Genomic DNA, 6,828 nt, shown 5'->3' on the forward strand with positions numbered 1-6,828 from the left:
GGGTACGGATGATCCGGCCATGGCGACTGACGCAGGCAATCCGATTCCTCGGTTCCCGGCCGGCTTCCTGTGGGGCGTGTCGACCTCCGCCCATCAGATCGAGGGGGCGGCCGACGAGCGCGAGCCCTCCGTGTGGGATGTGTTCACCGCCGCGCCGGGCCGGGTGAAGGACGGCTCGACGGCGGCGGTGACCTGCGACCACTACCACCGGTACCCGGAGGACGTGGCCCTCCTCGCCGGTCTCGGCGTGGACGCGTACCGCTTCTCCGTCTCCTGGCCCCGGGTCTCCTCCCCCGGCGGCCTCGACTTCTACGACCGTCTGGTGGACGAGCTGTGCGCGGCGGGCGTGCGGCCGGTCGCCACCCTCTTCCACTGGGACCTGCCCGCCTCCCTGGACTGGCTGGAGCGGGACACGGCGGCCCGGTTCGCCGACCATGTGTCGGTGGTCGCCGATCGCCTGGGTGACCGGGTCACCAAGTGGATCACCCTCAACGAGCCCGCCGAACACACCCTCCTGGGCCACGCCCTCGGTGTCCACGCCCCCGGCAAGCGGCTGCTGTTCGACGCCCTGCCGGTCGCCCATCACCAGCTCCTCGCCCACGGCCTCGCGGTACGCGCCCTGCGCGCGGCCGGCGCCGGCGACATCGGCATCGCCAACTCCCACGGGCCGACGTGGGCGGCCTCCGCGGACCCGGCGGACACGGAGGCGGCGGACTTCTACGACACGCTGCTCAACCGCCTCTTCGCGGAGCCGGTGCTGCTGGGCGAATACCCGGACGGGCTGGGCGAGCTGATGCCCGCAGCCGACATCGCGGCGGATCTGAAGGTGATCGCCGAACCCCTCGACTGGTACGGGATCAACTACTACGCGCCGACCCTGGTGGGCGCCCCGCTGGGCACGGAGACCGAGTCCGGCGGGGTGCCCATACCCGCCGGACTTCCCTTCTCCGTACGGGAGATAGCGGACCGCCCCCGGACCGACTTCGGCTGGCCGGTGGTCCCGGAGGGGCTGACCGAGCTGCTGTGCGGCTTCCGCGACCGCTACGGCGACCGGCTGCCGCCGATCCTCATCACCGAGAACGGCTGCTCGTACGAGGGCCTCGACGACCAGGACCGCATCGCCTACCTGGACGCCCATCTCCGCGCGCTGCACGCCGCGTTGACGGCCGGGGTGGACGTGCGCGGCTACTTCGTGTGGTCCCTCATGGACAACTTCGAGTGGGCCGAGGGCCACGCGCGGCGCTTCGGTCTGGTGCACGTGGACTACGAGACGCTGGAGCGGGTGCCGAAGGCGTCGTACCGGTGGTTCCGGGACGTGCTGCGGGCCCAGAGGTGACCACCGGCCACCTCCCGGCCGCGCTCGCCGAGCCGGCCGAACCGGTGGGCCGGGGCTGGACGGCGGCCCTCTCGCTGGCCAACGGGGCGATCTGGGTGGGCTGGTTCGGCCCCCTCCAGATCCTCCTGGCCTCCCAGGCGAGGGACCTCGCGCCCGGCACCGGGATGTCCAAGGAGACGCTGCTGGCCTGGGTGACCGGTACCGGCGCGGTGGTCTCCCTGCTGGCGAACCCCTTCTTCGGGGCCCTGTCCGACCGCACGACCGCCCGTGCGGGCCGCCGCACGCCGTGGATCGTCTCCGGGGCGGCGGGCGGCGCGCTGGCGCTGCTGCTGCTCGCGGGCGCGGGCGGGCCGTGGTCGATGGCGCTCGGCTGGTGTCTGGTCCAGTTCACCCTGAACGCGGCCTTCGCCGCGGTGACGGCGGCCGTCCCGGACCGGGTGCCCCGCCGCCAACGGGGTGCGGTGGGCGGCTGGTTGGGCGCGGCGCAGATCCTCGGCGTGGTCGGGGGAACGGGCCTGGCGACGGCGGCGGGCGGCGTCCGGGCGGGGTACGCGGCCTGCGCGGTGTGCACGCTGGCGGGCGTCCTGCCGTACGTCGTGCGTTACCGGGATCTCCGCCTCCCCCTCGGAAGCCGCCCCCCGTGGTCCTGGCGCGGCTTCCTGGCGGGCTTCTGGCTGAGCCCCCGCCGCCACCCCGACCTGGGCTGGGCGTGGCTGACCCGCTTCCTGATCAACCTCAGCAATTCCCTGGTGCTGCTGTACCTGCTCTACTACCTCCGCGACCGCGTCCACTACCCCGACCCCGGCCGGGGCGTCCTGATCCTGACCGCGGTGAACGGCGTGACCCTGCTGGCGACGGTGGTGGTCGGCGGGGTCTGGTCCGACCGGCTCGGCCGCCGCAAGCCGTTCGTCGTCTGGTCGGGCGTCCTGATGGCGCTCGCGACGGCCGCCCTGTCCGGCTGGCAGACCTGGCCAGGCGCGGTGACGGCGGCGGCCGTCCTGGGCATCGGCTTCGGCGTCTTCACCTCGGTCGACTTCGCCCTGATGGCCGACGTCCTGCCGCACGCCCTCGACCGGGCCAAGGACCTGGGCGTCATCAACGTGGCCAACGCCCTGCCCCAGGCAGCGGCACCGGCCCTGGCGGCACCGCTGGTCACGTACGCGGGCGGGTACCGGGTGCTCTATCTGGTGGCGGCGGGAATCGGGGTGGCGGGGGCGGTGCTGGTGGGGCGGATCAGGGGAGTGGACTAGCGGGCGGACCAGGGGTGGATCAGGGGTGGATCAGGGGGATTCAGGCGGTCAGAAGCCCAGCTTGCGGAGTTGCTTCGGGTCTCGCTGCCAGTCCTTGGCCACCTTGACGTGCAGGTCGAGGAAGACCGGCGTGCCCAGCAACGCCTCGATCTGCTTGCGGGACTTGATGCCGACCTCCTTGAGCCGCTTGCCCTTCGGCCCGATGATGATGCCCTTCTGGCTGGGCCGCTCGATGTAGACGTTCGCGTGGATGTCGAGCAGCGGGCGGTCCGCGGGCCGGTCCTCGCGCGGCAGCATCTCCTCGACCACCACCGCGATGGAGTGCGGCAGCTCGTCCCGCACGCCCTCCAGCGCCGCCTCGCGGATCAGCTCGGCGACCATCACCTGCTCGGGCTCGTCCGTGAGGTCGCCCTCGGGGTAGAGCGCCGGCCCCTCGGGCAGCAGCGGCACGAGCAGGTCGGCCAGCAGATCCACCTGCTTCGAGCCGACCGCGGACACCGGCACGATCTCCGCCCACTCGAACCCCAGCTCCTTGCCGAGCTGGTCGATGGCGATCAGCTGCTCGGCGAGCGTCTTGGAGTCCACGAGGTCGGTCTTGGTGACGACGGCGACCTTGGGCGTCTTCTTGATCCCGGCCAGTTCCTTGGCGATGAACCGGTCACCGGGCCCGATCTTCTGGTCGGCCGGCAGGCAGAACCCGATCACGTCGACCTCGGCCCACGTCGTGCGCACGACGTCGTTGAGCCGCTCGCCCAGCAGCGTGCGCGGCTTGTGCAGCCCGGGGGTGTCGACCAGGATCAGCTGGGCGTCGGGCCGGTGCACGATGCCCCGCACCGTGTGCCGCGTGGTCTGCGGCCGGTTCGAGGTGATCGCCACCTTCTGCCCGACCAGAGCGTTCGTGAGGGTGGACTTGCCCGCGTTGGGGCGGCCCACGAAGCAGGCGAAGCCGGCACGGTGGACGGTTTCCGCCGGCTGCTCGGATGACTGGGTGCGAACGCTCATGCCGTTCATTGTCCCTGATCCCGGAACCCCCGCCGCACCGCGAACCTCCGGTGACGCCGCGTCGCCGCGCCGTCACGGAAACGCACCGGCGGCCGCACCGCCACACGACCACCACCGTCACCACGACCACCAGCACCGCACGGGACCGGCGGCGCTGATCCGACGGGTCGTCGGGACGTACGCGTTCCTTGACGCGCGCGCCCCGCGACCCGGCGAGGTGGGATGCCGGCCGGCCTTTCGGTCGGTTACTCGGAGTCGGCGGAGAGGGTGGCGCGCACCGCGCCGTCCGGCCCCGCGAGCAGCACCGGTGTGCCCGCGCCCCCGAGGTCGGCCACCGCGGCCAGGTCCTCGGCCGGCACCGCCTCCAGGTCGCTGACCACCGCCGCCGCCTCCAGCGACGCGGCACCGGACGCCACCGCCATGGCGACGGCGGTGCGCAGCGCGCTGAGCTTCAGCGAGGCCAGGTCCACGGTCCCGGCGACATAGGTGCGCCCGGTGTCGTCCCGTACGGCCGCCCCCTCGGGCACTGCGTTGCGGGCCCGCGCGGAACGGGCCAGGGTCACGATCTTGCGGTCCTCGGGGTCAAGCGCGCTGCTCTCGGTCATGCCCCGAGCATACGAAGCCGTACGGAGCCGTACGACGCTCACCCCGCCACGGGGTACATCGCGCCCCGCCGGCCCTCCGGGGAGGCCAGCCACTCCAGCTTCTCCGCGGTGTTCGCCTCGTCCAGCGGGGTGTGCAGCACGATCATCAGATCGGGCCGGGCAGGCACCTTCAGCACCGTCGACTCCACGACCAGCAGCCCCGCCAGCGGATGCGACAGCTCCTTGCGCACCTGCCCCTGGTCCTCGATGTCCCGCTCGGCCCACAGCGCCCGGAACTCCTCGCTGGCCGCGCTCACCTCGGCGAGCACCTCCCGGAAGCCCTCGTCGTCCGGGCGCGCCGCGCACGCGGCCCGGAACTGCGCCACGACCGTGCGCGCGTTGCGCTCCCAGCTCTGGCTGCGCTCCCGGTACAGCGGGTCGGTGAAGAAGTCGATCAGGCAGTTCTGGGTGACGCCGGGGCGCATACCGAGCACGATCGCGGCCGCGTCGTTGTACATCACGCAGTTGTAGTAGAGGTCCATGATGTGCGCCGGGTACGGCATCCAGGTGTCGATCAGCCGCCGCAACCCGTCGCACATGTCCCGCCTGCCGGGCGTCACCCGGGGCGCGGGCGGGTTCAGCCCGGCCAGCAGGTACAGGTGCCGCCGCTCCGCGTCGCTGAGCCGCAGCACCCGGGCGACCGCGTCCAGCACCTGCGGGGAGACGGAGATCTCCCGCCCCTGCTCCAGCCACTGGTACCAGGAGGCGCCCACCCCGGCGAGCACGGCCACCTCCTCCCGGCGCAGTCCCGGCGTACGGCGCCTGCCGCCACCGGCCGGCAGCCCGGCCTCCTCGGGGCTGATCCGGGCGCGCCGGCTCATCAGGAACTCCCGCAGTTCGTCACGCCGATGACTGCGCGTCACCTCAGCAGCAGGCACGTGCCGCCCCTCCCCCGTCCGGTCCGTCTGGTGGTGCCACCACCACCATAAGTTGCGACTCCCCACCGGTATTCCGCTCGCCCGAAGCTCTTGCCATGGCGATCGACACCACCACCCAGGCCTCCTCCACAGCGGTCACCCCGCCCGGCATCCCCCGGCTGTCGACGCGTGACAAGCTCGTCCTGTTCGTGCTGTGCGCGGCCCAGTTCATGGTCGCGCTGGACTTCTCCGTGCTGAACGTGGCCCTGCCCGACCTCGGCCGCGACCTCGGGATGAGCCGCGCCGCGCTCCAGTGGGCCGTCACCGCGTTCGCGCTGCCCTCCGGCGGCTTCCTGCTGCTGTTCGGACGCGTCGGCGACCTCTTCGGGCGCCGCAGGCTGTTCCTGACCGGACTGGCCCTGTTCGGCGCGGCCTCGCTGCTGTCCACCCTCGCCTGGGACCCGGCCTCCTTCCTCGCCGGACGCGCCCTGCAAGGGCTCGGTGCGGCGGCGATCGTACCGACCGGCATGTCCCTGCTGACGACCACCTTCCCGGAGGGCCCGGCCCGCGACCGCGCCCTCGGCATCTCCGGCACCCTGCTGTCGCTGGGCTTCACCATCGGCATGGTCGCGGGCGGCACCCTCACCGACACCTTCGGCTGGCGCTCCACGATGGCCCTGCTGACGCTGTTCGCGCTGATCGTGCTGCCGCCGGCGCCGGTCCTGCTGCCGAAATCGCTCCCCCATGGCCCCGAAGGCGTGTCAGGTGCCCCCGTCCCGGACCGCCCCCGCCTGGACGTGCCCGGCGCGGTCACCGTCACCGCCGGACTGCTGTCCCTGATCTACGCCCTGTCCACCGCCGCCGACCACGGCTTCGGCCGCGCCGACGTCGTCGCGGCCCTGATCGCCGGACTCGTGCTGCTGACCGTGTTCGCGATCGTGGAATCCCGCTCGGCCGCGCCCCTGGTCTCCCTGCCGATGCTGCGCCGGCGCACGGTGGCGTGGGGCAACCTGGGCGGACTCGTCACCTTCTCGATGATGTCCACGATCGTCTTCGTGCTGACCCTGTACCTCCAGGTGATCCTGCGCCTGTCCGCCTTCGAGACGGGTCTGGTCTTCGGCTTCCAGGGTCTGCTGTCCGTCGTCGCCGGCACCCTCGCCCCGAAGGTCATCGGCCGCCTCGGCGCCCGCCGCACCCTGGTCGGCTCGCTGACCGGCCAGGGCGTGCTGATCGCGACCCTGCTCCTGCTGGACCGCCACGGGTGGTCGGTGTGGCTCGCCACGGCCGCGGTGGCCCTGGCCAGCATGTGCCACCTGGGCGCGATCATCGCGTACGGCCTGACGGTCACCTCGGGCGTCCCGGACACGGAACAGGGCCTGGCCACCGGCCTGGTGACCTCCACCCAGCAGGTCGGCATCACGGTCGGCATCCCGCTGCTGGGCGTGCTGGCCACCACCTCAGGCGATCTGCTGTCCGGTGTGCGCACGGTGGTCGCGCTGGACGCGGCGATCGTGCTCGGCGCCGCGGCCCTGATCGGGCTGGGCCTGCGCCGGGGCCGGTCCGGGGCCTGAACTCGCACCGGGCTCCGGACTCGGTCCAGGGGCCGACCTCAGTCCAGGGTCTGGACGATCTCGCTGCGCGCGGCACACGCGCACCCGCGCTTTGGCCGACACCGAGGAGCTGACGCTACCGCTCACCCTCGACGGCCGGCGGCACCTCTACTACCGGCACAACCTGCT

Annotated in this window: 6 protein-coding genes; 3 read left to right on the top strand and 3 right to left on the bottom strand. The window is 72.7% G+C overall.

The features are described from left to right. Positions 1 to 19: 19 nt before the first annotated feature. Both ACWDD7_RS32645 and ACWDD7_RS32650 read left to right on the top strand, forming a co-directional pair. Entirely contained in the window at positions 20 to 1,336 is a 1,317-nt protein-coding gene (locus tag ACWDD7_RS32645; protein WP_351880554.1) for a GH1 family beta-glucosidase, read from the top strand. Beyond that, positions 1,333 to 2,586, top strand: coding sequence for an MFS transporter (locus ACWDD7_RS32650; RefSeq protein WP_450460041.1), 1,254 nt, complete (start codon positions 1,333 to 1,335; stop codon positions 2,584 to 2,586). The genes ACWDD7_RS32645 and ACWDD7_RS32650 overlap by 4 nt, the downstream gene beginning before the upstream one ends. 48 nt (positions 2,587 to 2,634) lie before the next feature. Here ACWDD7_RS32650 and era read toward each other — a convergent pair whose 3' ends face one another. The 3 genes from era to ACWDD7_RS32665 form a co-directional block, all read right to left on the bottom strand. After that, positions 2,635 to 3,588: a GTPase Era gene (gene era / locus ACWDD7_RS32655; RefSeq protein WP_351880548.1), complete on the bottom strand. Its 954-nt coding sequence runs from the start codon at positions 3,586 to 3,588 to the stop codon at positions 2,635 to 2,637. A 245-nt stretch (positions 3,589 to 3,833) separates the two neighbouring features. Then, the gene (locus ACWDD7_RS32660; RefSeq protein ID WP_351880545.1) at positions 3,834 to 4,193 is read right to left on the bottom strand and encodes a cytidine deaminase; all 360 of its coding nucleotides are present in this window, start codon (positions 4,191 to 4,193) and stop codon (positions 3,834 to 3,836) included. Between the two features lie 38 nt (positions 4,194 to 4,231). After that, positions 4,232 to 5,053, bottom strand: coding sequence for a helix-turn-helix transcriptional regulator (locus ACWDD7_RS32665; protein WP_392212771.1), 822 nt, complete (start codon positions 5,051 to 5,053; stop codon positions 4,232 to 4,234). A 152-nt stretch (positions 5,054 to 5,205) separates the two neighbouring features. Between ACWDD7_RS32665 and ACWDD7_RS32670 the strand changes: the two genes are divergently transcribed. Then, entirely contained in the window at positions 5,206 to 6,660 is a 1,455-nt protein-coding gene (locus ACWDD7_RS32670) for an MFS transporter (RefSeq protein ID WP_450460042.1), read from the top strand. The last annotated feature ends 168 nt before the right edge of the window (positions 6,661 to 6,828 follow it).

This window comes from Streptomyces sp. NPDC001056, assembly GCF_053598955.1.

Bases quoted from the DNA above. Each gene is read 5' to 3' on its own strand.
- ACWDD7_RS32645 (WP_351880554.1), top strand. From the start codon at position 20: ATGGCGACTGACGCAGGCAATCCGATTCCTCGGTTCCCGGCCGGCTTC.
- era (WP_351880548.1), bottom strand. From the start codon at position 3,588: ATGAGCGTTCGCACCCAGTCATCCGAGCAGCCGGCGGAAACCGTCCAC.
- ACWDD7_RS32660 (WP_351880545.1), bottom strand. From the start codon at position 4,193: ATGACCGAGAGCAGCGCGCTTGACCCCGAGGACCGCAAGATCGTGACC.
- ACWDD7_RS32665 (WP_392212771.1), bottom strand. From the start codon at position 5,053: ATGAGCCGGCGCGCCCGGATCAGCCCCGAGGAGGCCGGGCTGCCGGCC.
- ACWDD7_RS32670 (WP_450460042.1), top strand. From the start codon at position 5,206: ATGGCGATCGACACCACCACCCAGGCCTCCTCCACAGCGGTCACCCCG.